The organism is Micromonospora zamorensis (assembly GCF_900090275.1).
In the GTDB taxonomy this organism is placed as follows: Bacteria; Actinomycetota; Actinomycetes; order Mycobacteriales; family Micromonosporaceae; genus Micromonospora; species Micromonospora zamorensis.
On record NZ_LT607755.1, the window covers coordinates 1,549,850 to 1,572,097 of the forward strand.

The following is a 22,248-nucleotide window of genomic DNA, read 5'->3' on the forward strand; positions in this document are numbered from 1 at the left end:
CGGCGTGGGTGCCTCAACGCCGACGGACCTCGCCGACGCCCCCCACGAAGGCCCGCCAGGCCGACGGCCCGAAGGCGAGCACCGGGCCGGAGCGGTCCTTGCTGTCGCGTACGGCGACCTGACCGTCGGCTGTCGCGACCTCCACGCAGTTGCCGTTGCCACTGCTGCGCGTGCTGGTGCGCCAGTCCGCTCGGGTCAGGTCGTGCGCCGTCATCCGGGGTACCTCTCGTCTGCGTCGGCGTGCCGCAGAAGCGGTCACGCAAAGTTACGAGAAGCATGCTCAAGACGGGTCAGCGACGCCGTCGGATCGAGCGCCATCCGGCACAGCTCCTCGTGCAGAAGGCTATACCCGAGCACATGATCGCCATCCTCCAGAGCCAGCCCCATCGTGAGGTTATCCAGGTAAACCACTGAGGCGTCGGCGGCATCGGCGAAGTTGAGGATCACGTACGGGGTGCTCATCGCGGGATGGCCGCCAGCCGCGAATGGAAGTACCTGAATTGTCACGTTGGGTAACTGCGCTATCCGCGTCATGTGGACCAGTTGTTCGGCCATCACCGCGGCGCCACCGACCGGGCGCAGCAGCACCGCCTCGTTGAGCACCACCGAGAGATGGACCGGATCCTCGTGACGCAGCACCTCCTGTCGGCGTAGCCGGGCGGCGATCTTGCGCTCCAGGCCGTCCTCGCCGGCGGTGCGCCGGAAGATCTCCCGTGCGTACGCCTCGGTCTGCAGCAGCCCGGGCACCGACTCGGCCTCGTACGTGCGCAGCGTCGCCGCCTCGGCCTCCAGCCCGACGTAGAACTCGAACCACTCGGGCAGCACGTCGCTGTAGTTCTGCCACCAGCCGCGTTGCTGCGCGCCTCGGGCGATCTCGATCAGTGCCTCAGCGTCGGAGCCGGTCACCTGGTAGAGCGCGAGTGCCGCCCGGACGTCGCGCGGTTTGATGCCGATCTGGGCGGTCTCGATGCGGGAGAGATTGCTCTTCGACATGTCGAGCTGACGGGCCGCCACGTCGAGGGTCATACCCGCGCGTTCCCGGAGCTGGCGAAGCTCCCTGGCGATGCGTCGGCGGCGCACGGTCGGGCTGGTGGCGGATCGGGTGGTGGGAACGGCGGTCACCGTCCGAGTCTGACAGAACAAGATCCGCAGGTCGCGCCTGCACGGAGTGCAACTTTCAAATCTGGGAGTTGCGTTGCAGTAGCAGTCGGTGCATCCTTTCCCGGTCGCGATCACTGTGGACACACCTGTGCGGGGAGGACCGTTGCTCAGCGCCGACGAGTTCTTCCTGATCGCACACAACGACAGTCGTGGCAAGGCCAAGCTGCACCCGGCGGCGACCGGGCTCGGGCTGGCCGCCGGGCTGCTCGGCGAGCTGCTCCTCTATGGACACATCACCGTCTCCGACGGCCGGGTCACCGTCATCGACCGCCGTCCGCCGGCTGACGCGCTGGCGCACACCGTGCTCGACCAGCTGATCGGCGAGTCCCAGCACCAGGAGCTGCGCATCTGGCTCAGCTTCCTGGCCCAGAGCGCGACCACCTCGGTGGGGGAGCGGCTGGCCCGCGCCGGCGTGCTGCGCCGCCAGGAGAGCCGTCGGCTGCTGCGTACCTCGGTCAGCTACCTGCCGATCGACCTCAACGCGGTGGCCTGGCCGGCCACCCGGCTGCGGGCCCTGCTGGAACGGCCGGACCCGCCAAGCGTGCCGGATGCTCTGCTGCTCGGCCTGGTCATGGCGACGGGGCTGACCCGCGAGGTGCTGTGGAGCGCCGGCCCGCGCGCCCACCACCGCCTGAACGTCCTCATCCCCGCGCTGCCGGCACCCCTCAAGGAGCTCGTCGGGCACACCGAGGCCGCCGTCGGCGCCGCCGTGCTGCGCGGCCTCCCCTGATCCCCCCCGGTAACCCCCTACCCCTCCCTCGACAACCGGAGTAGTCGTATGCGACCGACATCGACAGTCGACCGACCCAGCAACGTCTCCGAATCTCTCGCCCGGGGCCGCCTCGGCATCCCCTCGGTGATCTTCTTCGTGCTCTCCGCCGCCGCGCCGTTGACCGTGGTGGCCGGCGTCGTCACCACCGGCTACGGCGTCATCGGCGTGACCGGCATCCCGCTGGCCTTCCTGCTGGTCGCCGCTGTGCTCGCGCTGTTCTCGGTGGGCTACGTGGCGATGTCCCGTCGGGTGGAGAACGCCGGCGCCTTCTACGCCTACGTCTCCCGAGGTCTGGGCCGACCGGCCGGTGTGGCTGCGGCCTGGGTAGCGCTGACCGCGTACAACGCGCTCCAGGTCGGGCTGTACGGCACCATCGGCGTGGCGGCCGAGCCGGTGCTCGACCGGATCTTCGGCGGGCACCCGCACTGGTCGATCGTCGCCCTGGTGGCGTGGGCACTGGTCGGCGTACTCGGCCTGCTGCGGGTGGACATCAACGGCCGGGTGCTGGCGGCGCTGCTGGTCGCCGAGATCGTGGTCGTCCTGATCTTCGACCTGGGCCAGCTCGGCAACCCGGCCGGCGGCGAGGTCAGCTTCGCCGGGTTCGCGCCCGACAACCTCTTCGTGCCCGGGGTCGGCGCGGTGCTGGTGCTGGCCGTCCTCGGGTTCGTCGGCTTCGAGTCCGCCGTGGTGTTCAGCGAGGAGAGCAAGGACCCGAAGCGGACGGTGCCGCTGGCCACGTACCTCTCAGTGGTGATCGTCGCCGCGCTGTACGCGCTCTCCTCCTGGACCATGGCGGTCGCCGTCGGACCGGATCAGATCGTCAGCGAGGCCGGCGAGCAGAGCGTTGGGCTGATCTTCAACCTGGCCGCGGCGCACCTCGGTGACACCGCGGTCACCATCGGCCAGGTGCTCTTCCTGACCTCGGTGCTGGCCGCGATGATCTCCTTCCACAACACCACGGCCCGCTACGCGTTCGCACTCGGTCGGGAGCGGGTGCTGCCGGCGGTGTTCGGACGGACCTCGCCGCGCAGCGGCGCGCCACAGGCCGCCTCGGTGGCGCAGAGCGTGTTCGGCCTACTGGTCATCCTGCTGTACGCGGTCAACGGCTGGGATCCGGTTGTCAAGCTGTTCTTCTGGGTTGGCACCACCGGCGGCTTCGGCGTGCTGCTGCTGATCGCCACCACCTCGGTGGCGGTGATCGCCTACTTCGCCCGTTCCGGCGGCGACGAGACGCTGTGGCGGCGGCTCATCGCACCCGTCCTGGCCACCCTCGCGCTCTTCGTGATCATCTGGCTGGCCGTGTCGAACTTCGCCAACCTGCTCGGCGTCGCGCCGGACTCCCCCCTGCGCTGGCTAGCGCCCGCCGTGTTCCCGGTGGTGGCCGTCCTGGGCATCAACTGGGCGCTGGTGCTGCGCCGTCGCCGTCCGGACACGTACGCCCGGATCGGCCTCGGAGCGGCGAGCGCTGCCGCTGCGGTCAAGCCAGAGGCGCCGGCCAGCGTGGAGGTGAACCGATGAGCATCGTCATCGAGCAACTCGGACCCGACGAGACCAGCCTGGTGGCCGGCCGGATCGCCGAGGCGTTCACCGTCCTGGAGGTGACGCGCTGGCTGGTGCCCGACCCGAGCAAGCGGGAGGCCGTGCTGGCCGGGGACTTCGAGATCCTGGTCGGGCACGCCATGCGGCACGGCTTCGTCCACGCCACCGAGGACCGGGCCGCCGTCGCGGTGTGGTTCCCGTCGGTCGGCGAGCCGGCTCCGCCGCCGGTGGACTACGACGCCCGGCTGGCTGCCGCCTGCGGCGAGTGGACCGACCGGTTCCAGCATCTCGACGAGCTGTTCGCCGCGCACCACCCGCATCCGGAGCACCACCACCTGGCCTTCCTGGCGACCCAGCCGGGCCGGCAGGGTCAGGGGCTGGGCACCGCGTTGATGCGGCACCACCACGCCTGGCTGGACGCCAACGCGATGCCGGCGTACCTGGAGGCGAGCAGCCCGCGCAGCCGGGACCTGTACGCGAAGAACGGCTACCTGGCCGGGGAGCCGTTCCGGGTGCCCGACGGCACGCCGTTCTGGCCGATGTGGCGGGAGCCGGTCAGCCGCTGACCGGACCGGTCCGTGCTGTCACGCTCGCGTGACAATGCGGACACGGAGGAGGGCCGGGTCCAATGGACCCGGCCCTCCTGTCGTGGACCGATCAGTACGTGCCGTCGAGCTGACCGCGCAGCTTGGTCAGCGCCCGGGTCAGCAGTCGCGAGACGTGCATCTGCGAGACGCCGATCTGGTCGGCGATCTGCGACTGGGTCAGGTTGCCGTAGAAGCGCAGCGTGAGGATCTTCTGCTCGCGCTCGTCGAGGGTGGCCAGTGCCGGGCCGAGGGCGACCCGCAGCTCGGCCAGTTCGAACTCGCTGTCCTCGCCGCCGAGCATGTCGCCCAGCTCGGTCGCGCGCTCGCCGTCGCCCGTCGGGGTGGACAGCGATACCGCGTTGTACGCGCGGGCGCCCTCCAGGCCCTCCAGCACCTCTTCCTCGGTGAGCTTGAGGTGGGCGGCGATGTCGGCGACCGTCGGCGAGCGGCCGAGGGTCTGCAGCAGCGAGCTGTTGGCGTCGGAGATGGCCAGACGCAGCTCCTGGAGCCGGCGGGGCACGCGGATGTCCCAGGTGCGGTCCCGGAAGTGCCGCTTGAGCTCGCCGATGATGGTGGGGATCGCGTAGCCGGCGAAGTCGACGCCGCGGGAGGGGTCGAACTTGTCGATGGCCTTGATCAGGCCGACAGCGGCGGTCTGGGCCAGGTCGTCGGTTGGCTCGCCACGCCCGCTGTAGCGGTGGGCCAGGTGGTTGGCCAGCGGCAGCCAGGCCTCGATCGCGCGGTCCCGCAGGGCGGCACGCGACGGGTGGTTGGCGGGCAGCGCGGCCATGGCGTTGAGCAGGTCGGCGGCACTGTCGGTGAGGGCGCGCGGGTCAAGCTTGGTGCTCGCCTTGGCAGCGGTGTTCGGCTGCTCGGTGATCGTTGAAGCGGTCATGGGTGGTCCTCCCTGCACCTCGTCCGCGGACAAAAAAGGTGTGACGCTTTGGTTTAGCTTCCTATGGGCCGTTCGGGACCCACCTTAACCTGATCGTCTCGCGGAAATCTAGCCGAAAGGCTGATGTACTTAAGGTGTGTCGAACCACAAAAGGGGCGAACGCGGCGGAAGTTGAGAGGACTGTGAGGGTCCTTACCCATTTTCCGGCCATGCCTTGCCGCCCGGTCATCCCTCGGTTTCGATCGAACGGCCCTCGGCCCGCGCCGAGCGGTCAACATGAAATCCGACAATGGGGCAGCAGTGTCGACTATCCGTCCTTGTCCCGCCGGTGGGACCGGCCGTAGCGTCGGTGTACACACCCGGTTCGGAGGCACCGTGCTCGATCCAGCCGCTCCCCAGCTCGTCGTGAACAGTCGAACGCTCTACTTCAGCTGGCTGCCGGCGGATCCGGACGCGGTCGCCGCACTGGTCCCGCCAGGCCTCTGCCCCCGCCCCGACCGCCAGGTGTTCCTCAACCAGTACATCGTCGAGGACGAGACCCAGACCTCCGGCTTCGGCGCGTACACCCTGACCTACCTCGGCGTCTCACTGCTGGGCGTCGACGCTCCCGACGGCCTCAGCCCGGGCGGCTGGTGGACGCAGTACGTGGCCTCCAGTCGCCTGGTCCGTGAGTACGCTGCCGCCCGCGGTGCACCGGTGCTCGCCGGACGCACCCGGATCGAGGTGAGCGGTGAGGAGCTGCTCTCCGAGACGACGATCGACCGGACGCCGTTGATCCGGGCACGGTGCCGGGTGGGGGAGACCGGTCACGCGATCAGCAGTGGGCACCACCGCTACTTCACCCGTCGGGACGGCCAGCTCCTCAGCTCGGTCTACCCGTTCATCGCCGAGCCGGTCGCCCCATTCGAGATCGAGTCGGTGGAGTTCCTCCAGCCGGGGCACCCGACGTACGCGCTCCGCCCGGACAACCCGCTGACCATCGGCTTCGGCTACTACTCGCCGCGCTCCTCGTTCGCCTACCCCGGTGGGCTGAGCGTGCACCCGACCGTCGCCACGGCGCCGGAGCCGGCCCGAGCGGTTCACCAGGTGCCGGCCAGCCTCGCCCGCAGTGGCCTGCCGTCCGGGTCGTAGACCAGCCGGTACACCGGCAACGCCCAGGCCCGGGTGAACCAGGGCAACCGCTCAGGGCGGTGCGGGCGCAGCCGTCCGGGCGGTCGCTCGCCCACCTGGCCGTCGTCGTACCACCGCTGGAGTGCGTCGGCCGCGGCCGTGACAGCCGCGACCGCGTCGGCCGGGTCGAGCAGGTCGGCGTCGTCCGCGCCGGCCGGGTCACGGTCCAGGTGCTCGCGCCAGAGCCGCAGCCGCAGGTCCCGGGCATAGGTCCGCGCACCGTCGCCCTGGCCTGCCGGGTCGGTGGGCTCCCGCTGGTCGCGGGTGTCGTCGAGCACCGCGCAGGACAGCTCGCTGTCGTGCGTCCAGGACCGGCGGTTGAAGTTGTCGCTGCCCACGCTGGCCCAGACGTCGTCGATGACGCACACCTTCGCGTGCACGTAGACCGGGTCGCCGGCGTGGTTCTCGACGTCGAACACGTGCACCCGGTCCGGTGCGGCCCGTTCGCACAGCGACAGCGCCTGCTCCCGCCCGACCATGTTCGGTGGCAGCGCCAGCCTGCCGTCCACGTCCGGGTGGCGGGGCACCACGGCGACCAGGTGCAGCTCCGGGTTGTCCCGCAGGGCGTGCGCGAACAGATCCGCGACCTCGGCGGACCAGAGGTACTGGTCCTCCAGGTAGATGAGCCGACGGGCGCGGCGTACCGCCTTGGTGTAACCCCGGGCCACGGTCCGTTCGCCGTCGGGCGCGAACGAGTAACGCGGGCGGACGGCGGGGTAGGTGCGCAGCACCTGGATCTGGTGCGGACCGCACGGCGGCGGGTCGGCCGGTTGCTCGGGCAGCGGGTCAGGGCGGAGGTCGGCGCCGCGCAGCCGATCGCGCAGGTAGGCCATCGGGTTCTCCGAGTCCAGTGGCATCGGATCGGTCCAGCGTTCCCGGAACAGGGTGTCCAGAGCGCCCACCACCGGACCCCGCACCGCGAGCTGCACGTCGTGCCAGGGCGGGTTGGGCCCGTATCGGGGGGACATCTGCACCGGCTGCGGGTCGCCATGATGATCGGCGTCGTCGCGGCGGCTGTGGCACAGGTCGATCCCGCCGGCGAACGCGATGTCCCGTTCCGGTGCGCCCTGGTGTCGCAGCACCACGAGCTTCTGGTGGTGCGACCCGCCGCGCCGGACCCGCTGGTCGAGCAGCACCTCGCCGCCGGCTGCCGAGATCGTCTCGCTGAGGTCGCGGTTCTCCGCCTCGCTGTAGGCCAGCACGTCGAGGTGTGAGCGCCAGATCAGCCCCTTGACCACCACACCGCGTTGGGCGGCCTGGGCGAAGAGCTGGGCCACGGTCGGGCCGTCCGGGCGCAGCCGCTGGTCCGGGTCGCCCCGCCAGTCGGTGAAGAACAGGTGGTCGCCGGGGCCCAGAGCCTCCACCTCATCGACCAGCCGGTCGAAGTAGGCGGCGCCGTGAATCAACGGCTCGGCGAGGTTTCCCCTGGTCCAGACGGGTAACCCAGACACCGGGTTGGCGCGTTCCTCAGCGGTGAGGAACCAGTCCTGCAACGGCAACGTCCAGCCCCCTGGAGGTCGGCAACGTCCTCACGGTAGGACCCCCGACGCGGGTCCGCATGCCGGGCCGGCAGACCGGCCCCTGGTCAACGCCATCGGAAGCGACGTCAAAACAGCCGAGGAGGCCACACCATGCCCCGCGACACGACGAATCCCGTGACCGAGTACCGCGAGCCGGCGGTGGAGAGCGAACGGGGTGCGCTGGTAGCGGTGTTGGTGATGGTGATTCTGGGCGTCGCTGGGATTTTTGCGGTCTCCTGAGGCGGCGCCGGCGCTCCCGTGGTGAACCGGGGGCGTCGGCGCCGATCTCAGTGGTGACGCGGGGTCAGGGCCGGGTGCCCTGGCCGCCGGTGTGCGGCAGTCGCTCGGTGGGAATCACGCCGAGCCGGCCGGCCTGGAAGTCCTCGAATGCCTGGAGCAGCTCGTCCCGGGTGTTCATCACGAACGGGCCGTACTGTGCCACCGGCTCCCGGATCGGCTGGCCGCCCATGATGTAGAGGTCCAGCGCGGGGGTGTTGCTGTCCTGCGTGGTGTCGGCGCTGAACCGCAGCGCGTCACCAGGGCCGTGCACCGCGAGCTGGCCGGTACGCACCGGCCGCCGGTCGGTGCCGACCGTGCCACGACCACCCAGCACGTACACCAGGGCGTTGAAGTCGGGCTGCCAGGGCAGGTCGACCTGCGCCCCCGGCTGCACTGTGACGTGCGTGATGGTGATCGGGGTGAAGGTCGACCCCGGGCCCCGGTGCCCGGCGACCTCGCCGGCGATGACCCGGATCAGCGCACCGCCGTCGGGCGTGGTGAGCAGCGCCGACTCCCGACCACGGATGTCCTGGTAGCGGGGCGGGTTCATCTTGGCCGAGCGGGGCAGGTTGACCCAGAGCTGGGTGCCGTGGAACAGCCCGCCGCTCATCACCAGGTGCTCCGGCGGCGCCTCGATGTGCAGCAGCCCGCTGCCCGCCGTCATCCACTGCGTGTCGCCGTCGGTGATGGTGCCACCGCCGCCGTTCGAGTCCTGGTGGTCGAAGACCCCGTCGATGATGTAGGTGACGGTCTCGAAGCCGCGGTGCGGGTGCCAGGGGGTGCCCTTCGGCTCGCCCGGCGCGTAGTCGACCTCGCCCATCTGGTCGAGGTGGATGAACGGGTCCAGGTCGGTGGTCGACACCCCGGCGAAGGCGCGACGGACCGGGAAGCCCTCACCCTCGAAGCCGGTGGGCGCGGTGGTCACCTTGCGCACCGGGCGGAAGGTGGTGGACTCCTCCAGCCGGGGCAGGCGGGGAAGGACGAGGACGTTGTCAACGGTGATCGCGGGCATCGAGGGCTCCTAGCTCGTGGCGTGGGTGGTCGAGCCGGCCCGGGACGCGCGCAGGCGGTCACCGATCCGGCCGAAGACCCGGGTGAGGCAGGCGACCTCGGCGTCGTCGAGGTCGTCCATCAGGTAGGTGCGCACCGACGCCAGATGGTGGGGTGCGGCATCCCGCAGGGCGAGCAGCCCGGCGGCGGTGAGGACCGCCTCGCTGCCGCGTCGGTCGTCCGGGCAGGGCTCCTTGCTGACCATGCCCCGGCGCTGCATGGAGGAGATCTGGTAGGTCAGGCGGCTGGGCGAGAAGATGAGCCGGCTGGCCAGCTCACCCATCCGCAGCCGCTGCCCCGGTGCCTCCGAGAGCAGGACCAGCACGTGGTAGTCGGCGAAGCTGAGATCGCTCTCGGCGCGCAGGTCCTCTTCCAGCTGCGTGTAGAGACGCTGGCTGGCCTCGATGTAGGCGCGCCAGGCGGCCTCTCGGGTGCTGTCCAGGCTCTCGGTCATGCCCATGACGATAGCACTCCTTCAAAATTTAACTAGTGCCGCAAGGCGTCTCCTGGATCACGTTCTCGGCCGTGTGGGCACCCGGTTGTGCAGCTTTGAACGAAGTCGACGCTAAACCGGCGGCGCGGTGGTGACGTGATGTGCCAGACTCCGGCCTCGTGGAACACGTGCAACTCACCGCCGCCGACCTGTTGCTGCGCCCCTGGCGGGACGAGGACGCCCCGGCGGTCCGCGACGCCCTGCGCGACCCGGCGATCGCCCAGTGGAACCCGCAGGGCGGCGACCCGATCGACGACGAGGTCGCGCTGCTCTGGGTTCGCCGCCGGGCCGACTGGTCCACCGGTGGCCATGTCTCGATGGCGGTGACCGCCGCGACCGACGGCGAACTGCTGGGATCGGTGTCACTGCACCACATCCGCGACGGAGACGCGTCCATCGGTTACTGGACGATGCCTGCGGCGCGAGGGCGTCAGGTTGCGGTGCGGGCCGTCGTCCGGCTCACCGACTGGGCGTTCACCGACCTGCGGCTGCACCGGGTGGAGCTGTGCCACGCGGTCGCCAACCCGGCCTCCTGCCGCGTCGCGGACCGGGCCGGCTACGCGGCCGAGGGGACGCTGCGCGAGTCGTACCGTTACGGCGACGGCCGCCGCTACGACGAGCACCTGCACGCCCGCCTGGCCACCGACCCTCAGATCACTCGTTGACCTTGCGCAGGAACGCCGCGAGGGCGGCCCGGACGTGGTCGATCCTCTCCGGCAGGGGCAGCGGGTCGGGCATCGGCGGCCCGGCGTGCTTCTTCTTCCGCACGTAGAGCGAGCAGGCCAGGTCGGAGCACATGTACGTGCCCACGGAGTCGCCCTGCCGCCCACCCGGCCCGGCCTTACGGGCGGTCATCAACGAGACGCCGTCGCCGAGGTGTGTGGTCAGGCAGAGCGAGCACATGCTGCGCCGCACGCGCCCGATCTGGTGCGTCGCCGCCCGCAGCGCCACGCCGACGAGCCTGCCGTCGGACTCGGCGAGCAGGTAGGCCCGCTGCGGTGCGGCCTGGTCCCGCCAGCCGAAGAAGTCGAGGTCGTCCCAGGGGCGCGTCCCGAGATCATTCGGTACGGCCATCCGCTTCGCCTCACCCTGGGTGCAGTTGACGAAGGATTTGCGGATGGCGGATTCGGTCGGCTCTAACATAGGTAGTAGCCTAGCTCTCCTAGGCAAACGATTATTGCGGCTAGGTTTGGGGTGTGGTGCATGGCACGTGCAGGGGTTACCGCCGAGCGCCTGACCCTGGTCGCGGCCGACCTGGCCGACGAGGTGGGCGTGGAGAACGTGACAGTTGCCGCGCTCGCACGCCACTTCGGGGTCAAGGACGCGAGCCTGTACTTCCACATCAGGAACGGGCGGGACCTGCGGGTCCGGATCGCCCTGCTGGCCCTGGCGGAGCTGGCCGACCGGGTGGCCGCCGCACTCGCCGGCCGGGCCGGCAAGGACGCGCTGGTGGCCTTCGCCAACGCCTACCGGGACTACGCGAGGCAGCACCCCGGTCGGTACGCCGCGATGCAGATCGACCTCGACCCGGAGACGGCCGCGGCGAGCGCCGGTGTCCGGCACGCCGAGATGACCCGGGCCATCCTGCGCGGCTACCGGCTCTCCGAGCCGGACCAGACCGACGCGGTACGGATGATGCACAGCACGTTCCACGGGTTCGTCAGCCTGGAGCAGACCGGCGGCTTCCGGCACACCCCGCGTCCGACGGACGACTCGTGGTCCCGGACGTTGGACGCCCTCGACGCCGTCCTGACCAACTGGCCGCCACGCTCAAGTGCCGCCGCGTGACGGCATAGGCTCGGTGGCGTGGATGATCTGGAGCTGGCCGACTGGCGGGAGCGGGTCGCCCGGCTGTACCTGTCCGACGTCGACCTGACCGGGTTCCGGGCGGGGCGCGACGAACTCTTCGCGACCCACCCGCAGAGCCCGATCCCACCAGCGGAACGGGTCGGCTTCTCCGGGGTGCGCTATTTCCCGCCCAACCCCGACGCCGTGGTGGAGGCGCCGCTGCGGGCGGCCAGCGGAGAGCTGCGGATCGACACCGGCGGTCCGGACGGGGTGGTCGCGTACCGACGGGTCGCGGTGGCCGAGACACCGTGGGGGCCGCTGACCCTGTGGTGGATCGAGGCGTACGGCGGCGGGCTGTTCGTGCCGCTACGGGACGGCACCTGCGGGCGGGACACCTACGGGGGAGGCCGCTATCTCACCGACACGGTGAAGGGCACCTTCGGCCGGGGCGTCGAGCTGCTGCCCGGCGACCGCGTCCGGTTGGACGGCAACTACCTCTACAACCCGAGCTGTGCCTACGACGACCGCTGGGCCTGCCCACTGGCACCGCCGGAGAACCGCGTCGAGGTCGACATCCACGCCGGCGAGTTGACGTACCACGACTGAACGGCCGCCCCGGCGTACTGCCGGGACGGCCGGTCGATCGTCGCTCAGCGGTTGTTCGCGGCCGGGTTGGGCATCTGCATCCGGCCCAGCAACTGGCGGGCCTGGTCGGCGAACTGCGCGTCGACCGTCACCGCGTACTGGCCGGCCCGCAGTGAGCTGGCCGAGGTGAAGTCGCGCTGCCCGCCCGTCATCGCGTGTGCGACAGCGCCGAACACGGCGCCCCAGATCGCACCGATGACCAGCCCGACCAGGATCACCGCCAGCCAGTTGCCGACGGTGAAGATGCCGAACAGCAGGCCGATGAAGAGACCGAACCAGGCACCGGTGCCGGCGCCGAGCAGGCCGGCGCGGCCGGTGGTCATCCGCCCGAGCACCGACTCCACCAGGGTGAGGTTGGTGCCGACGATGGCGCTGTGCTCCACCGGGAACCGGTTGTCGGCCAGATAGTCGACGACCCGCTGTGCGGCCGGATAGTCCGGGTACGAGCCGATAGTCACGGTTGGCGGTCCGGCCTGCGGCCCGTGACCGTCACCGGCCGGTGTCGCCAAACGGCCGGCCGGCCCGGATGGAAGCAGGTCGCCACCCTGTGCGCCGGGCCGCCATGCGGCGGTCGGCCCCGAAGCTGACGTCATGAGCATCCCCCCTCGTCAGCTTCCCGGGTTCCCGCCCATGCCGAGCGGTAACGCCAGCCAGCACGGTGAGTGCCGTGCCCGAACGGGAGGAGTGTGCGCGGGCGGCCCGGGTAGCCAGTCAGGTGGAGAGCGGACAGATCAGTGACTACGGGTTCCTCGCCGACGGCCGCAGCGCGGCGCTGGTCGACGCCGCGGGCTCGGTGAACTGGTGGTGCCCGGGCCGGTTCGACGCCCCGTCGGTGTTCGGGCGGCTGCTCGACGACGACGCGGGGCACTGGTCGATCCGACCGGAGGCCGACTTCACTGTCGAACGCAGCTACCTGGAGGACACCCTGGTGCTGCGGACCGTCTTCCGCACCGCGCAGGGGGAGGTCGCGCTCACCGACGCGCTCGCCTTCGAGCCCGGCTCGCGAGGGCACGACATCGGGATGCACCCGCCACAGGTGCTGGTCCGCAGCGTGCAGGGACTCTCCGGTGCGGTGCCGATGCGGGTGCACTACCGGCCGCGCTTCGAGTACGGGCGCACCATCGCATACCTGGTCGAGCGGGAGGACATGCTCGAGGCCATCGCCGGGGCCGCGCGGCTCACGTTCCGCGGCAGCGTGCGGTTGACGTGCGGCGACGATGGCGATGCCGCAGCGACGTTCACCGTCCGCGCCGGCACGACCCACAACTTCACACTCGGGTACGCCCCGACCTACGACGCCCCACTGCCGGAGGTGCCGGACGCCGACCAGACGATCGCCGACACCGTCGCCGGCTGGCGGTCCTGGGCTGCCGAGCACGACTACCAGGGCCTCTACGCCGAGGAGGTGCGGCGCAGCGGGCTGGTGGTGCAGGGCATGACGTACCGACCCAGCGGCGCGGTGGTGGCCTCGGTGACCACCTCGCTGCCGGAGAAGCTCGGCGGGGACCGCAACTACGACTACCGCTACGTCTGGGTGCGCGACTTCAGCCACACCCTGCGGGCGTTGTGGCGGTCGGCGTGCTTCGACGAGGTGCGGCGGCAGTTCGCCTGGTTGGGCCGGGCGATGGGCCGGGTCAGCGACCAGCCGGTGCCCATCATGTACGGGGTCCTGGGGGAGCGGGACCTCACCGAGCATCGGCTGGACCAGCTCGGCGGTTACCGCGACAGCCCGCCGGTGGTGACCGGCAACGACGCGTGGCGGCAGCGGCAGAACGACATCTACGGCGCGGCCATGGACGCCGCCTGGCTGATGCGGGACCAGCTGGAGCCGTTCGACAGGGACGTCTACCACCTGCTCCGGGTGCTCGCCGATCAGGCCGAGCAGGACTGGAAACAGCCGGACGCGGGGATGTGGGAGGAGCGTGGAGTGCAACACCACCACGTGTCCTCCAAGGTGGAGTGCTGGGTCGCACTGGACCGGGCGGTCCGCTTCGGCGATCAACTCGGCGGCCCGCAGGACCTGGCCCGCTGGACGGCGGCCCGGGACGAGGTGCGCGCGGCGATCCTCGAGCGGGGGTGGAGCGACCGGCTCCAGTCGTACACCGGGATTTTCGATTCCGACGAGCTGGACGCGTCGGTGCTGGTGATGCCGCTGGTGGGTTTTCTGCGAGCCGATGACCCGCGGATGCGCTCGACGGTCCGCGCGGTGGAGCGGCGGCTGTCGCACGACGGCCTGCTGCGGCGCTGGGACGGCGACCCGGCGGGCTTCGTCATCTGTTCGTTCTGGTTGGTGAGTTGCCTGGCGTTGGCCGGTGAGCGGGACCGGGCGCACGCGTTGTTCCGCGATCTGGCTGGTCGGGTCAACGACCTGGGCCTGTTCGCCGAGCAGATCGACCAGCAGACCGGGGAGCAGTTGGGCAACTTCCCGCAGGCGTTCTCACACATCGGCCTGATCAATGCCGCCGGTGTGCTCACCGACGTCGAGCAGGACCCGACGTTGCGTGAGTGCGGGATGCCCCCGGCGCATTTCACCCCGCCGCGTCGCTGACCCGTACTTTCGTCAAAGCTTGGCCAGTTTCGATGCGTTCACGCAGTCGCGTCCCCGGGCGGGCGGCCGGGGCACGGGGGAGAATGCCTGCATGCGGTTGGTGCTCACGGCGGACACCCACGTACCGAAGCGGGCCCGGGACCTTCCCGGGCCGCTCTGGGCGGCGATCGAGGCGGCGGACGTGGTCGTGCACGCCGGTGACTGGGTGGACGAGGCGTTGCTGGACGCGATGACCGCGCGGTCGCGCCGGCTGATCGGGGTGTACGGCAACAACGACGGGCCGGCGCTGCGCGCCCGGCTGCCGGAGGTGGCCCGGGTCGAACTCGACGGCCTGCGCGTCGCAGTGGTGCACGAGACCGGGCAACGGACCGGTCGCGAGAAGCGGTGTGCGGCCCGGTTCCCCGATGTCGACCTCCTGGTCTTCGGGCACTCCCACATTCCGTGGGACACCGAGGCGCCCGGCGGGCTGCGGCTGCTCAACCCCGGCTCACCCACCGACCGGCGCTCGCAACCGCACGCCACCTACCTCAGTGCCACCATCAGTGCCGGCCACCTGGCCGAGGTGGAGCTGCACCGGCTGACCCGCGGCTGACCGCCGGCCACGGTGCTGGTCCGGGACGTGATCGACTCCGCTTCCCTGATCTCGCGGTGTCCAGGACTCGCGGACACGCCATGGTCGCGGAAGCGGAGTCGACCAGTGACTACTGGCCCCGGCCCGTCTCGGCCTGGAGCTCGTCGATGCGCTTGGACGCCTCGGCCTTGGTCAGGTCGTCCGGAAGATCCGCGTTGGCCTCGCGGGCCAGCGTGTTCAGGTAGGACTCCTGAGCCGCAGTGGGCGGCTCGTCACCGGTGACCCATTCGTCCGGGTCCTTGATCGCGGCATTCTGGTCGGCCTGCTCGTTGCGGCGGTCCGTCATTGTCATCATCCTTTCTTCGAACAGGTGTGCCAGTACCCTCGTCGTCGGTGGTTCATGCGCCACCGCCGCCACCTACGATCACCGGATGAGTGTGGACCGAACGCGAGTGGTGGTGGTCGGAGCGGGCATCGCCGGGGTGGCCTGTGCGGTCGAGCTGACCCGGGCCGGGGTGCCGGTGCAGGTCCGGGAGCGAGGCCACGTCCGTGGCGGCCGGATGGCCAGCAAGCGCTTCGAGGGCCGGCCCGCGGACATCGGCGCCGCGTACTTCACCGCCAGCGACCCGGACTTCGCCGAGCTGGTCGAGCAGTGGCGCGCCGCCGGGCTGGTCCGCGAATGGACCGACACGTTCCAGGCCTACGACCGGGCCGGCCGCCAGGAGGTGCCCGGGCCGATGCGCTTCGCCGCCCCGCGTGGGCTGCGCTCCCTGGTCGAACACCTGGCCGGCGAGGTGCCGGTCACCGTCGACAGGCTGGTGCTCACAGTGGAGCCCGGGCCGACAGTGGACGGCGAGTCGTGCGCGGCGGTCGCCCTGGCCATGCCGGGCCCGCAGGCCGCCCTGCTGCTCGACCCGGCCCTGACGGCCGCCACCCAGCTCGTGCAGTCGCAACGCTGGTCGCCGACGCTGGCCGCGGTGCTGCGGTTCCCGACCCGCCGCTGGCCGGACTTCCGGGGCGCGTTCGTCAACGACCACCCGGTCCTCAACCTCGTCTGCGACGACGGCGACCGACGCGGCGACGGCGCGCCGGTGCTCGTCGCGCACACCGTGCCGGAGTTCGCCGCCGGGCATCTGGCCCAACCCACCGGGGCCGGCCCGGCCATCGAGCAGGCCGTCCGGGACCTGCTGGGACTGCCCGAGCGGGCCGCCCACGTGCACGTGCACCGCTGGACGTACGCGAAGCCGACCAGCGACGCCGGCGGCGACACCTACCACCTGGACCCCGACGGGATCGGTCTGGCCGGCGACGCGTTCGGCAAGCCCCGGGTGCAGAGCGCCTGGCGCTCTGGCCGGGACCTCGGCCGTGCCCTGGTCGCCCGCCTGACCTGAGCGGCGTGCCCGGGCCCCGGAGCCGCTGTCGTAGACCTGGCCCCGGGGCGTTGACGCAGGGCTAGGCGTGCCCCGCCGCCGCGACCGGCCGGGGGTCGTCGGTGTGTCGTTCGGCCGGGTCGGAGGTCCGCTCGCCCTCCCGGTCCAGCAGTTGCATGACCGGAGTCGCCGTGATGCCGTGCACCACCACGGAGACGAGCACCACCAGCCCGACGGTCGCCCAGAGCAGCTCGGCCTGTGGAAAGTCGGCCTTCGTGGTGGCGTACGCGAGGTAGTAGAACGAGCCGACGCCGCGGATGCCGAACAACGAGATGACCCAGTGCTCGGCCGGCCGTCCTGGCGCGCCGCGCAGCGACAACCAGCCGATCAGCGGTCGGATCAGGAACACCAGTGCCAGCCCGACGGCGGCCGCCGGCCAGGTCAGCGGGGTCAGCAGACCGCCCACGATCGCGCCGCCGAGCAGCAGCAACAGCACGAGGGTGAGCAGCCGTTCGACCTGCTCGGCGAAGTCGTGCAGCACCGAGTGGAACTCGTGGGTCCGCTCGGCGGCCCGGATCGCCCGGGCGGCCACGAACACCGCCAGGAAGCCGTACCCGCCGACCACCTCCACCAGCCCGTACGCCAGGAACGTGGCGGCCAGCGCCAGGAAGCCCTCGGCGTGCCGGGCCAGCCGCAGCTCGCTGGGCGCGCGGAAGAACAACTTACCCAGCAGCCAACCGATGAGAAGGCCACCGCCGACGCCGACGCCCACCTTCCAGAGCACGTCCACCGTGAACCACTCGGCGAACCAGTCGCTCGGGGCGAGACTCGTCGAGGCGATGGCGATCGCGGCGTACACGAACGGAAACGCCAGCCCGTCGTTGAGACCGGCCTCGGAGGTCAACGCGAAGCGGACCTCGTCCTCGGAATCCTCCACGTCGGTCGGTTCGCCCACCTGCACGTCGGCGGCGAGCACCGGGTCGGTCGGGGCCAACGCGGCACCCAACAGGAGTGCGGCGGCCGGCACCAACCCCGCCCACCACCAGCCGAGCAGGGCCACCGCCGCGATGCACAGTGGCATCGCGATCGCCAACAGCCGCCAGGTGGACGACCACCGCCGCCAACTCAACGGCCGGTCAATCTTGAGCCCGGCGCCCATCAGCGCGACGATCACCCCGATCTCGGTGAGGTGGGTCGTCAACTCCGGGTGGGCCAGCGGATCCGGTGTCGGTAGCCCCACCGGCAGCAGGAACACCAGCATGCCGAGGGCGAGGAAGGCGATCGGCATGGACAGTGGACGCTGCTCCAAGACCCGCGGGAGGATGCCCGCGAGCAGAGCGCCGAGGCCCACCAGCGCGAACGCCACATCTACCGGCTCCACGGCACCACCTTTCAGCCCGCACCCGCGAGGTGCGGGCAGGTGGTGACAGACCATGCCCCGCAGGGCCGGTCGCTATGCGCGGACGGGTGGGTGAACCCGAGTGATCCTCACCGGGGTCGGGTGAGCGGCGAGTCCGCCAACTCGCCCAGCAGGGCGGCCGGGTCGTCGTACACCGCCACCGCGCCGGCGCCAGCCAGCTCGCCCCGACTGGTGCCGCCGCAGGTCAACCCCACGCAGGGGATGTTCAACTTGCCGGCCGCGACGACGTCCCACACCGAGTCGCCGACGAAGACCACCCGCTCCGCGGCCAACCCGGACTGCTCCAACGCGGCGACCAGGATGTCCGGTGCGGGCTTGCTCTGCTTCGCGTCCGCCGAGGAGGTGACAGTGTCGATCACGTCGTCAACGCCCAGTGCCCGACGGAGCGCGCCGACCTCGGGCTCCGAGGCGGAGGTGGCGAGCACCACCCGCAGCCCTCGCTCGGCGCAGGCGCGCAGCAGGTCCGCCGCCCCGGGCAGCGGCGTGAGTCGTTCCCAGTACTCGGCATAGAGGGTGTCGTGCGCGTCGCGCAGCTTCGTGTCGGCGTCGCGGTCCCGCTCTGGCCCGAGCAGGTGATCCAGGAGTTTGTCGGAACCCATCCCGATCGACCGGTGCACCATCGCCATCGGCACCGGCTGATCGGTCTGCCGCAGTGCCTCCCACCAGCTCACGGTGTGCAAATAGGTGGTGTCTACCAGGGTGCCATCGACGTCGAAGAAGACTCCGGCGGGCTCGTCGGTACGCATGGGCGTCCTCCTACCCTTCGGGCTCTCAGGAATGCGCGGCTGGCGGCGTGAGGATCTCGAACCAGACCGTGGAGCCGCGGACCGACGGGTCGGTGCCCCAGGCGTCGCTGAGCTCCTCGATCAGGCCGAGCCCGCGCCCACGACTGCTCAACGTGTCGGTGCGGGCCCGGGTCACGGTGCCCCGGGTGCCGGAATCGGCGACCGAGACCAGCAGCCGCTCGGGGCTGAGGTCGATCTCCACCCGGGCGGCGGTGCCAGCGTGCAGCAGCGCGTTGGTCGTCAGCTCGCTGGTGCACAGCACCGCCGCACCGATCACCGACTCGGGCACCTGCCACTCGGTCAGCTGGCCGGTCATCCAGTGCCGGACCCGGCTGGGGGCGGTCGGCTCCGCGGGCACCTCCATGCTCGCCGAGCGACTCGGCTTGAGCGCGTGCTCGACCGCCAGCACGGCCACGTCGTCCTCGGTGCCGCCCGGAACCGCGGCGGTGGCCACCGCGCAGAGGGCGCGTGGGTCGCCACTGCCGGCCTTCGCGACGGCGTCACTGAGGGTGGTCAGCCCGGCGGTCAGGCTCTGCCGGCGACGTTCCACCACCCCGTCGCTGAACAGCAGCAGGGTGTCGCCCGGGCGGAACTCGACAGTCGTGGTGCCCGGCCGGCCGCCCAGACCGAGCGGGGGCCCGGCGGGGACGTCCACGTACTCGGCGTGGGAGCGGCCCTCCGGGTCGCCCCGGCGGATGAGCGGGGCGGGGTGGCCGGCACTGGCCAGGGTCAGCTGCCGCCGCTCCGCGTCGATCACCCCGAACACGACGGTGACGAACAGCTCATGGGTGCCGGCCTCCACGCCCAGGCTGGTCACCAGCCGGTCCAGCCCGGCCAGCACCGCGCCCGGTGCCGGGTCGGACAGGGCCAGCGCGCGCAGCGCGGCCCGGACCTGCCCCATCCGCGCGGCGGCCTGCACGTCGTGCCCGGCGACGTCGCCCAGCACCACGCCCAGCGTGCCGTCGGGCAGCAGGAACGCGTCGTAGAAGTCGCCGCCGGCCGCGTTGCCGTCGACCCCCGGGTCGTAACGGGCCGCGATCCGCAGCCGGGGCAGGTCTGGCAGGTGCTCCGGCAACATGCTGCGCTGCAACAGCTGAGCCGTGCCGTGCTGGGTCTCGAAGCGGCGGGCCCGCTCCGCGGCCTGGCCGATCAGCTCGGCCGAGGCGGCCAGCAGTGCCCGCTCGGCGGGGGACCAGGTGTGCGGGACCTGGTAGCCGACCGCCAGCCCGCCGCGCACCACCGAGGTGCCCAGGGGGAGGGCCGCCATCGAGCGGATCTTCTGGTCGTGGCGGTCCACAGCGGTCTCCCGCAGCGGTTGCCCGTCCCGAACGAACGACGGGCCGCCGGAGCGCGCCGCCTGCACCACCGGGGCCGACCAGTCCGCCGGAGCGCGTCGCCAGAGCGGGGGAAGCCGCTCGTCGGCCTCGTCCAGCAACTCGCCACGGACCCGGCGCACCATGCGCCAACCGCCACCGCCCTCGTCGACCGCGAACGAGACCTGGTCGGGGTCGAACGTGGTGATCGCGTAGCGCAGCGCCACCCGGGCCACGTCGTCGAGGGTGAGCGTGCCGGCGAGCGCCGCAGCCACCTCGCTGAGGCTCTGCAACTGCTCGGTGACGTGGGTGGTCTCGGCCGCGACCGCCAACACGCCGACGATCTGCCCGGCGCTGTCGCGCACCGGCGAGTAGCCCCGGGTGAAGACCGCCTGCTCCACGGTCGGGGAATACCCACGAACCAACGGCAGGGTGGACTCCTTCTCCAGGAACGGCTCGCCCTGCCGGTAGCTGCGCTCGATCACCTCACCCACGCCGGGCAGCGCCCAGATCTCCGCGAACACCTCTGCTGCCGGGCGGCCGAGGGCGCTCGGGTGCTTGGTGCCCAGCAACTCGGCGTAACCGGCGTTGTAGAGCAGCACGAGGTCGTCGCCGTACGCCAGGGCCATCGGCATCGGCGAGGCGAGGATCAGCTCGACCACGACCCGGATCGCCATGTCCCAGCTCTCGGGCGGGCCCAGCGGGGTGTCGGCCCAGTCGTGGGCGAGCACGGCAGCGGCCGCACCGGAGCCGGTGGGTGCACCCGGGCCCGGGGTTGCTGGCATGGGGACTCGCCCGACCGTTCCTGGCATGTCCGCAGCCTAGTCGGCCGACCGGGAAAGGCATCCGATCATGGCCCTGGGCTGTCGCGGCCCCGTTCGCGGTGGCCGTTCGGGCAGTTCAGGGCCCCTGTTCGGCAGCTTGTCGCAAAAAACGCGGCGCTCTGCGCGGAGTGCCGCACCGGTAGCCGGGTATGCGCCCGGCGCAGTCCATGCGACAGGAGGGACATCATGCTGAAAACCCTCGCGGTCCGGCAGGCCGATATCGGCGATGCCATCGCCGACACCTGGAGGTCGGTGCTGCTCTTCATCCCGAAGGCAGTGGCCTTCATCGTCATCCTCGTGGTCGGCTGGCTCATCGCCAGAGCCGTCCTCAAGATCGTGGATACGGTGCTGGAACGGGTGCACTTCGACCAGGCCGTCGAACGGGGCGGCATCAAACGGGCCCTGGAGAGAACGAAGTACGACGCCAGCGACATTCTGGCCAGACTGGCGTACTACGCCGTACTGCTGTTCACGCTGCAGTTCGCCTTCGGAGTCTGGGGGCCCAACGCGATCAGTGACCTGATCAGCGGCGTGGTGTCCTGGCTGCCACGTGCGTTCATCGCGATCGTCATCGTGGTGGTGGCGGCTGCGATCGCCAACGCTGTCCGGGATCTGGTCACCGGGGCGCTGGGCGGGCTCTCGTACGGCAAGGTCCTGGCCGACCTGGCGGCGATATTCATCATCGCTCTCGGCGTGATCGCCGCGCTGAACCAGGTGGGTATCGCCACCACGGTGACCACTCCGGTGCTGATCGCGGTGCTCGCCACTGTGGCTGGCATCCTGATCGTCGGTGTCGGTGGCGGCCTCGTGAAGCCGATGCAGAAGCGCTGGGACGGCTGGCTGGACCGGGCCGCCCAGGAGGCCCGGGCGGTGCAGCAGCAGCGTCAGGCCACGGCGGCCGGACGGAGCGACGTGGAGCGGCAGATGGCCGACCGCGGGGGCGACCGCACCCAGGCGATGCCTCGGGTGGACGAAGCCCAGCAGTACCGCTCGTAAGGGTTCGTAACGGTACGGCGGTGGGGAGGGTGTTCCGCGTACGACGCGGGGTGCCCTCCCCGCGCGCGTCAGGCCCCGTCGAGCGAGCGGGCCATCGCGCAGACCGCGAGCAGTCGGGTGAGCAGCCATTCCGGCTCGCTCCAGTCGACCGGCCCACCCGGCGGCGTCCACCCGTGCTCCAGGGCAGCCTCGCGGACCCCCTCGGCATAGCCGGCGAGCGCCGCGGCGGTCAGCGGTTGACGGTCCCCGTCGAGGCTGTCCCGGACGGCGGCCGCGTGCTGGTCGACGAGGGCCAGCAGCCCCGGTCGCGCCGCGGCGGCGGTCAGCCCGACAGTGCCGATGGAGACGGTGAGGGCGGCCAGGGTAGACCGCGCCGAGTCGACGGCGGTACGGGAGGCGACCCGGTTGAACGGCACACGCATGGTGACCGAGGCTAACCGACCGGTGACCGGGTCGACCTCGGCCGCTCGGCGGATGTCGGCTGCGCCACTGGGTGACCAGTGCTGACCGCGGGGGTTGATC

25 protein-coding genes are annotated in these 22,248 nt (G+C 71.3%); 12 read left to right on the forward strand and 13 right to left on the reverse strand.

Annotated elements, in window-relative coordinates:
• Positions 1–13 precede the first annotated feature (13 nt).
• Complete coding sequence (locus GA0070619_RS06925) at positions 14–214, reverse strand: DUF397 domain-containing protein (protein WP_088947295.1); 201 nt, start codon at positions 212–214, stop codon at positions 14–16.
• Positions 215–255: 41 nt separating this feature from the next.
• Entirely contained in the window at positions 256–1,080 is an 825-nt protein-coding gene (locus GA0070619_RS06930) for a helix-turn-helix domain-containing protein (RefSeq protein ID WP_255509115.1), read from the reverse strand.
• 184 nt (positions 1,081–1,264) lie between these two features.
• On the opposite strand from GA0070619_RS06930, the gene GA0070619_RS06935 reads away from it, so the two are divergent.
• From GA0070619_RS06935 to GA0070619_RS06945, 3 genes are read left to right on the forward strand one after another with little or no spacing between them, the layout of a single operon-like run.
• Entirely contained in the window at positions 1,265–1,891 is a 627-nt protein-coding gene (locus GA0070619_RS06935) for a GOLPH3/VPS74 family protein (RefSeq protein ID WP_088947297.1), read from the forward strand.
• A 48-nt stretch (positions 1,892–1,939) separates the two neighbouring features.
• A complete protein-coding gene (locus GA0070619_RS06940; RefSeq protein ID WP_088947298.1) occupies positions 1,940–3,451 on the forward strand; it encodes an APC family permease in 1,512 nt (503 codons plus the stop codon).
• Positions 3,448–4,038 carry a GNAT family N-acetyltransferase gene (locus GA0070619_RS06945; protein ID WP_088947299.1) on the forward strand — a complete coding sequence of 197 codons (591 nt, stop codon included), beginning with the start codon at positions 3,448–3,450 and terminating at the stop codon, positions 4,036–4,038. The genes GA0070619_RS06940 and GA0070619_RS06945 overlap by 4 nt, the downstream gene beginning before the upstream one ends.
• A gap of 91 nt (positions 4,039–4,129) precedes the next feature.
• Here GA0070619_RS06945 and GA0070619_RS06950 read toward each other — a convergent pair whose 3' ends face one another.
• On the reverse strand, positions 4,130–4,954 hold the full coding sequence (locus GA0070619_RS06950) for a SigB/SigF/SigG family RNA polymerase sigma factor (protein WP_088947300.1): 825 nt from the start codon (positions 4,952–4,954) through the stop codon (positions 4,130–4,132).
• A gap of 375 nt (positions 4,955–5,329) precedes the next feature.
• On the opposite strand from GA0070619_RS06950, the gene GA0070619_RS06955 reads away from it, so the two are divergent.
• Positions 5,330–6,085, forward strand: coding sequence for a hypothetical protein (locus GA0070619_RS06955; RefSeq protein WP_088947301.1), 756 nt, complete (start codon positions 5,330–5,332; stop codon positions 6,083–6,085).
• On the opposite strand, the gene GA0070619_RS06960 is transcribed toward GA0070619_RS06955, so the two are convergent.
• Complete coding sequence (locus tag GA0070619_RS06960) at positions 6,034–7,623, reverse strand: phospholipase D family protein (protein WP_088947302.1); 1,590 nt, start codon at positions 7,621–7,623, stop codon at positions 6,034–6,036. The two genes, GA0070619_RS06955 and GA0070619_RS06960, sit on opposite strands and share 52 nt — an antisense overlap.
• Before the next feature lie 132 nt (positions 7,624–7,755).
• On the opposite strand from GA0070619_RS06960, the gene GA0070619_RS33750 reads away from it, so the two are divergent.
• Positions 7,756–7,884: a hypothetical protein gene (locus tag GA0070619_RS33750; protein WP_255508778.1), complete on the forward strand. Its 129-nt coding sequence runs from the start codon at positions 7,756–7,758 to the stop codon at positions 7,882–7,884.
• 64 nt (positions 7,885–7,948) lie between these two features.
• Here GA0070619_RS33750 and GA0070619_RS06965 read toward each other — a convergent pair whose 3' ends face one another.
• Both GA0070619_RS06965 and GA0070619_RS06970 read right to left on the reverse strand, forming a co-directional pair.
• Positions 7,949–8,935: a pirin family protein gene (locus tag GA0070619_RS06965; RefSeq protein WP_088947303.1), complete on the reverse strand. Its 987-nt coding sequence runs from the start codon at positions 8,933–8,935 to the stop codon at positions 7,949–7,951.
• Positions 8,936–8,944: 9 nt separating this feature from the next.
• Positions 8,945–9,427 carry a MarR family winged helix-turn-helix transcriptional regulator gene (locus GA0070619_RS06970; RefSeq protein WP_088951608.1) on the reverse strand — a complete coding sequence of 161 codons (483 nt, stop codon included), beginning with the start codon at positions 9,425–9,427 and terminating at the stop codon, positions 8,945–8,947.
• A gap of 158 nt (positions 9,428–9,585) precedes the next feature.
• On the opposite strand from GA0070619_RS06970, the gene GA0070619_RS06975 reads away from it, so the two are divergent.
• The gene (locus GA0070619_RS06975) at positions 9,586–10,131 is read left to right on the forward strand and encodes a GNAT family N-acetyltransferase (protein WP_088951609.1); all 546 of its coding nucleotides are present in this window, start codon (positions 9,586–9,588) and stop codon (positions 10,129–10,131) included.
• Here GA0070619_RS06975 and GA0070619_RS06980 read toward each other — a convergent pair.
• Positions 10,121–10,609, reverse strand: coding sequence for an FBP domain-containing protein (locus GA0070619_RS06980; protein ID WP_088947304.1), 489 nt, complete (start codon positions 10,607–10,609; stop codon positions 10,121–10,123). The genes GA0070619_RS06975 and GA0070619_RS06980 overlap by 11 nt on opposite strands.
• 60 nt (positions 10,610–10,669) lie before the next feature.
• Here GA0070619_RS06980 and GA0070619_RS06985 point away from each other — a divergent pair, with 60 nt between their 5' ends.
• Entirely contained in the window at positions 10,670–11,254 is a 585-nt protein-coding gene (locus tag GA0070619_RS06985) for a TetR/AcrR family transcriptional regulator (RefSeq protein ID WP_088947305.1), read from the forward strand.
• Positions 11,255–11,272: 18 nt separating this feature from the next.
• Complete coding sequence (locus tag GA0070619_RS06990; RefSeq protein WP_088947306.1) at positions 11,273–11,860, forward strand: DUF1684 domain-containing protein; 588 nt, start codon at positions 11,273–11,275, stop codon at positions 11,858–11,860.
• A gap of 44 nt (positions 11,861–11,904) precedes the next feature.
• Here GA0070619_RS06990 and GA0070619_RS06995 read toward each other — a convergent pair whose 3' ends face one another.
• Complete coding sequence (locus tag GA0070619_RS06995; RefSeq protein WP_088951610.1) at positions 11,905–12,492, reverse strand: YflT domain-containing protein; 588 nt, start codon at positions 12,490–12,492, stop codon at positions 11,905–11,907.
• 122 nt (positions 12,493–12,614) lie between these two features.
• On the opposite strand from GA0070619_RS06995, the gene GA0070619_RS07000 reads away from it, so the two are divergent.
• Together GA0070619_RS07000 and GA0070619_RS07005 are read left to right on the forward strand one after the other, a co-directional pair.
• Positions 12,615–14,447 (forward strand): glycoside hydrolase family 15 protein, encoded by a 1,833-nt coding sequence (locus GA0070619_RS07000; RefSeq protein WP_088947307.1) that lies wholly within the window; start codon positions 12,615–12,617, stop codon positions 14,445–14,447.
• Positions 14,448–14,538: 91 nt separating this feature from the next.
• Complete coding sequence (locus GA0070619_RS07005) at positions 14,539–15,039, forward strand: metallophosphoesterase family protein (protein ID WP_088947308.1); 501 nt, start codon at positions 14,539–14,541, stop codon at positions 15,037–15,039.
• Between the two features lie 109 nt (positions 15,040–15,148).
• Here the strand turns inward: GA0070619_RS07005 and GA0070619_RS07010 are convergent, their stop codons facing one another.
• Positions 15,149–15,364 (reverse strand): DUF3072 domain-containing protein, encoded by a 216-nt coding sequence (locus GA0070619_RS07010; protein WP_172861994.1) that lies wholly within the window; start codon positions 15,362–15,364, stop codon positions 15,149–15,151.
• 106 nt (positions 15,365–15,470) lie between these two features.
• On the opposite strand from GA0070619_RS07010, the gene GA0070619_RS07015 reads away from it, so the two are divergent.
• Entirely contained in the window at positions 15,471–16,409 is a 939-nt protein-coding gene (locus GA0070619_RS07015) for an NAD(P)/FAD-dependent oxidoreductase (RefSeq protein ID WP_088947310.1), read from the forward strand.
• Between the two features lie 61 nt (positions 16,410–16,470).
• On the opposite strand, the gene GA0070619_RS07020 is transcribed toward GA0070619_RS07015, so the two are convergent.
• From GA0070619_RS07020 to GA0070619_RS07030, 3 genes are all read right to left on the reverse strand, one after another.
• The gene (locus GA0070619_RS07020) at positions 16,471–17,769 is read right to left on the reverse strand and encodes a cation:proton antiporter domain-containing protein (RefSeq protein ID WP_088947311.1); all 1,299 of its coding nucleotides are present in this window, start codon (positions 17,767–17,769) and stop codon (positions 16,471–16,473) included.
• Positions 17,770–17,876: 107 nt separating this feature from the next.
• On the reverse strand, positions 17,877–18,554 hold the full coding sequence (locus GA0070619_RS07025) for an HAD family hydrolase (RefSeq protein WP_088947312.1): 678 nt from the start codon (positions 18,552–18,554) through the stop codon (positions 17,877–17,879).
• A gap of 25 nt (positions 18,555–18,579) precedes the next feature.
• Positions 18,580–20,718, reverse strand: coding sequence for an ATP-binding SpoIIE family protein phosphatase (locus GA0070619_RS07030; RefSeq protein WP_088947313.1), 2,139 nt, complete (start codon positions 20,716–20,718; stop codon positions 18,580–18,582).
• A gap of 198 nt (positions 20,719–20,916) precedes the next feature.
• Between GA0070619_RS07030 and GA0070619_RS07035 the strand changes: the two genes are divergently transcribed.
• Positions 20,917–21,726 (forward strand): mechanosensitive ion channel family protein, encoded by an 810-nt coding sequence (locus tag GA0070619_RS07035; protein ID WP_088947314.1) that lies wholly within the window; start codon positions 20,917–20,919, stop codon positions 21,724–21,726.
• Positions 21,727–21,794: 68 nt separating this feature from the next.
• Here GA0070619_RS07035 and GA0070619_RS07040 read toward each other — a convergent pair whose 3' ends face one another.
• Positions 21,795–22,148, reverse strand: coding sequence for a DUF6401 family natural product biosynthesis protein (locus GA0070619_RS07040; protein WP_088951611.1), 354 nt, complete (start codon positions 22,146–22,148; stop codon positions 21,795–21,797).
• Positions 22,149–22,248 lie beyond the last annotated feature (100 nt).

Excerpts from the sequence above, each read along its gene's own strand:
- GA0070619_RS06925 (WP_088947295.1), bottom strand. The coding sequence starts at position 214 with ATGACGGCGCACGACCTGACCCGAGCGGACTGGCGCACCAGCACGCGC.
- GA0070619_RS06940 (WP_088947298.1), top strand. The coding sequence starts at position 1,940 with ATGCGACCGACATCGACAGTCGACCGACCCAGCAACGTCTCCGAATCT.
- GA0070619_RS06945 (WP_088947299.1), top strand. The coding sequence starts at position 3,448 with ATGAGCATCGTCATCGAGCAACTCGGACCCGACGAGACCAGCCTGGTG.
- GA0070619_RS06950 (WP_088947300.1), bottom strand. The coding sequence starts at position 4,954 with ATGACCGCTTCAACGATCACCGAGCAGCCGAACACCGCTGCCAAGGCG.
- GA0070619_RS33750 (WP_255508778.1), top strand. The coding sequence starts at position 7,756 with ATGCCCCGCGACACGACGAATCCCGTGACCGAGTACCGCGAGCCGGCG.
- GA0070619_RS06965 (WP_088947303.1), bottom strand. The coding sequence starts at position 8,935 with ATGCCCGCGATCACCGTTGACAACGTCCTCGTCCTTCCCCGCCTGCCC.
- GA0070619_RS06970 (WP_088951608.1), bottom strand. The coding sequence starts at position 9,427 with ATGACCGAGAGCCTGGACAGCACCCGAGAGGCCGCCTGGCGCGCCTAC.
- GA0070619_RS06980 (WP_088947304.1), bottom strand. The coding sequence starts at position 10,609 with ATGTTAGAGCCGACCGAATCCGCCATCCGCAAATCCTTCGTCAACTGC.
- GA0070619_RS06985 (WP_088947305.1), top strand. The coding sequence starts at position 10,670 with ATGGCACGTGCAGGGGTTACCGCCGAGCGCCTGACCCTGGTCGCGGCC.
- GA0070619_RS06995 (WP_088951610.1), bottom strand. The coding sequence starts at position 12,492 with ATGACGTCAGCTTCGGGGCCGACCGCCGCATGGCGGCCCGGCGCACAG.
- GA0070619_RS07005 (WP_088947308.1), top strand. The coding sequence starts at position 14,539 with ATGCGGTTGGTGCTCACGGCGGACACCCACGTACCGAAGCGGGCCCGG.
- GA0070619_RS07010 (WP_172861994.1), bottom strand. The coding sequence starts at position 15,364 with ATGACGGACCGCCGCAACGAGCAGGCCGACCAGAATGCCGCGATCAAG.
- GA0070619_RS07025 (WP_088947312.1), bottom strand. The coding sequence starts at position 18,554 with ATGCGTACCGACGAGCCCGCCGGAGTCTTCTTCGACGTCGATGGCACC.
- GA0070619_RS07030 (WP_088947313.1), bottom strand. The coding sequence starts at position 20,718 with ATGCCAGGAACGGTCGGGCGAGTCCCCATGCCAGCAACCCCGGGCCCG.
- GA0070619_RS07035 (WP_088947314.1), top strand. The coding sequence starts at position 20,917 with ATGCTGAAAACCCTCGCGGTCCGGCAGGCCGATATCGGCGATGCCATC.
- GA0070619_RS07040 (WP_088951611.1), bottom strand. The coding sequence starts at position 22,148 with ATGCGTGTGCCGTTCAACCGGGTCGCCTCCCGTACCGCCGTCGACTCG.